3 protein-coding genes are annotated in these 3223 nt (G+C 67.5%); 1 reads left to right on the top strand and 2 read right to left on the bottom strand.

The window, feature by feature from the left end; translation table 11 throughout:
• Positions 1–4: 4 nt before the first annotated feature.
• Positions 5–625, bottom strand: coding sequence for a TetR/AcrR family transcriptional regulator (locus AC1D15_RS23765; protein ID WP_156155082.1), 621 nt, complete (start codon positions 623–625; stop codon positions 5–7).
• 178 nt (positions 626–803) lie between these two features.
• On the opposite strand from AC1D15_RS23765, the gene AC1D15_RS23770 reads away from it, so the two are divergent.
• Positions 804–1958: an alpha/beta fold hydrolase gene (locus tag AC1D15_RS23770; protein WP_477827910.1), complete on the top strand. Its 1155-nt coding sequence runs from the start codon at positions 804–806 to the stop codon at positions 1956–1958.
• Between the two features lie 162 nt (positions 1959–2120).
• On the opposite strand, the gene AC1D15_RS23775 is transcribed toward AC1D15_RS23770, so the two are convergent.
• A complete protein-coding gene (locus AC1D15_RS23775) occupies positions 2121–3050 on the bottom strand; it encodes a LysR family transcriptional regulator (RefSeq protein WP_477827911.1) in 930 nt (309 codons plus the stop codon).
• Positions 3051–3223: the final 173 nt, after the last annotated feature.

The raw sequence follows: 3223 nt of genomic DNA on the forward strand, positions 1-3223 counted from the left end.
GGTCCTAGGCGCCCAGTCCGATGCAGGCAAACGCCGCATCGGCGAGTCCTTCCCTGAAGTGCAGTTCGGGGCCGAACTGCCCGTCCGCCAGGACGCCATCGATGAGCAGCAGCAGTTGGCGAGCGGCCCGCGCGGGATCGGCGACGCCCAGCAATCGGCACATGTCGGCCAGTCGTCGCACCACCTCGATCTTGTTCTGGGCAGAAAGCGTCTTGCCGACGTGATCGAGGCCCCGGAACTCGGTGGCGGCATTGATGAACGGGCAACCCCGGAACCTGGGAGACGAACTCAGCTTCCCGAACGCATCGAGCAAGCCCCGCAGCTGCGCGCGCGGGTCGTCGGGGTGTCGCCCCGCCATCTCGTCCCACCAGGCAAAGAACAAGCGGTCCTGCTCCCGCAGCACCGCCTCGATCAGCTCATCCTTGGAGGCGAAGTTGCGGTAGAGACTCGTCTTGGACACCCCTGCCCGCTCGGCGATGGTGTCCACGCCCGTCGCAAGAATGCCTTCCCGGTAGAAGGCATCGAGCGCGATGGCGAGGATGCGCTCCCGGGCGGTGGGCTCGCCCTTCGCGGGCGCGCCTCGGCGGGAACGGATTTCCTGGACAGGAATGTTCGAGGTCGTCATGGCGGTCTCCGTTGACAATGGTACAGGTCTGTACCTATAGTTAAAGGAACAGACCTGTACACATCGAAAGCCCTCCATACCATCGCATCAAGACACGTCCGTCGCCCCCGGCGCCGATGTCGAAGCCTTCATCGACGCGCTGCTGCGCATCAAGCGGCCACCCGAGGACGCGCGGACAGTGGATGCCGAGGTCATTTCCTTGCTCGTCGACACCCCCGGAGCGTGGCCTGACGGCGCACAGGTGATGGTGCATGTGAGAAAGCGCGGCCGCGGCCCCCACGCATTGCTCGTCCACGGCTGGCAGGGAAGGACGTCCGACATGGAGACAATCGGCGACGCCCTCGTGGCGTCGGGATTCACCGTGTGGRCCCCCCACCTCCCCGGCCACGGGACCTCCGGCGGAGAGCGCCTGTCCATCCCGCTGGCGGCGCGTGTGTTGCGAGCGGTCGAGGGTGTCGCCGGGCCGCTGGCGCTGGCGGTCGGGCACTCGATCGGCGGGGCCTGCATCGTGCAGGCCCTGGACGAAGGCCTGCAGGTGGGCCGTGTGGCTCTCCTGGCGACGCCGACCCACTATGGCGKGTATGTGCGCGCAATGGCACGGCAAGCGAAATTGGAGGGGGCCACCGTGACGCACCTGCTGAACCGGCTGCAGGAGGTGATCGGCGTCCATCCCGACCGGATCGACATGCGCCGACAGGCTGCGTCGATGCCCCAGCCGGCCCTGTTCATTCACGGGTCCGATGACAAGGTCGTCCCCCACGAAGGTGCGCAGGCCGCCGCGGCCAGCTGGCCTGGCGCTCAATGGCTCCTCCTCGAGGGCCTGGGGCACTACAAGACGCTGCTCGAAGACCCGCGCGTGGTTCGGCGCGTCCTCGAGTTCGCCTCGTCTCGCCTCGCGACCCGGATCGACCAATTTCCGCAGCCAGACTCAAACGACTCAGGCAGCGTGGAGAGGGCCCTTCTTGCGCTTCGAGAAGCGAACGATGAACAGGCCGCAGTTGACGCCTGCGATGCGTTCCTCTGGGCAATGGGCAACAACCACGCAGGCACCTTCTACCCGGTCGTACTGGGTGCCCTTCCCGCGCTGGAGCAGATTCTTGTCAGTGGGCGAGCATGGGCGCAACGCGCCGTCATGGAATCGCTCATCGACCTCGGCGGCACATTCACTCCGGAGCAAGGGTACGAAACATACCTTGGAGTCTCGGTGCAAGAAGCACTGAAGACGTTCATTCATTCCCTGCGCCCCCACCTCGTGGGACTGGCGACGGGAAATGATGCGCGAGCCCGGAGCGCGATTGATCTTCTGGAGCTCATGGATGACCAGGCGGCCTGACCATTTCATCGGGCTGGTACGGCCCCTCACCGCGCCGGAAAAGGGATGCGCCGGCGGATCGCCGATGACCAGGTCGGTCCACCCATCGAGGGAGACAAATATTGGGAAGCGCTTCCACTCTTCCAATCGGAAGGGTGTGTGAAGTTGTTCAGCGGCTAGCCCTCAAGAAGCCGGGCGCACCTCCTCGACCGTCGCCCAGAAGCGTTCGGCCGCCCGCGGCAAGGGCGAGCGCGGCCGGAACAGCCGGATCTCGACCTCGATCACCCACTGTGCGCCGCCCGCGGCGACCAGGCGGCCGGCGGCCAGGTCGTCGGCGATCAGGCTGCGCGGCAGCCAGGCCACGCCGCGGCCGTCCAGCGCCATCGTCTTGAGCACGCTGGCCAGGTGCGCCGTCAGCGCGGATTGCGTGTGCGCCTCGGCCAGCGCACTGCCCCGCAAGGCACGCACCAGGCGGCCGATGCCGGACTCGGCGCTGTACTCGAGCAGCGGCACCGGCTTGCCGCCGCCGTCGTCCAGCCAGTGACGCGGCCGGCTCGAGGCGTCGGGCGCCGACACCGGCAACAGCGCGTCGTGGCCGACCACGGCCCACAGGTGCGATGCCGGGTCCAGCCGGCTCGGCACCTGCTCATGGCCATGGCACAGCAGGAACTGCACGCGGCCCTGCTGCATCAGCGCCTCGCATTGCTGCATCACGTCGGAGATCAGCTGCACCGGGCCCGGCCCTTGCCCTGGTCCTTGCACCAGCCGCGACTCCAGCCCGCGCAGCCAGCCCGGCAGGAAGCTGAACGACAGCGCATGGGTGGACGCGATGCGCAGCGTGGCCGAACTCGCATCGGCCACTGCGCGCGCCTGGTCGGGGATGCCCGCAACGCGCGTGAGCAGCTCCTGCGCCACCGCGCGAAACCACTCCCCGGCCTCCGTCAGCGTGGCGGGCTGGGTGCTCCGGTCGAACAGCACCACGCCCAGCCAGTCTTCCAGCGCCCGCACGCGGCGGCTGAAGGCCGGCTGCGTCATGTGCCGCTCCTGCGCGGCACGCGAGAAGCTGCCGCTGGCCGCCAGGGTCAGGAAATCGTCGAGCCAGATCAGGTTCATGGGCGGTGCTCACAAGGCATGGAAGAAGACTCAAGCGGCATTGGTCAACGGCGGCCGCGGCGCGCAAGATCCACGGCGATTGTTCAACACGATTGTTCGACATACACACAGGAGACAAGACCCATGCGCACGATCCCGAACTACCGCGGCATCATCCCCGCGATCGCCTGCCC

The sequence above is a fragment of the Rhizobacter sp. P2_H2 genome (assembly GCF_056403375.1).

Bases quoted from the DNA above. Each gene is read 5' to 3' on its own strand.
- AC1D15_RS23775 (WP_477827911.1), bottom strand. From the start codon at position 3,050: ATGAACCTGATCTGGCTCGACGATTTCCTGACCCTGGCGGCCAGCGGC.
- AC1D15_RS23765 (WP_156155082.1), bottom strand. From the start codon at position 625: ATGACGACCTCGAACATTCCTGTCCAGGAAATCCGTTCCCGCCGAGGC.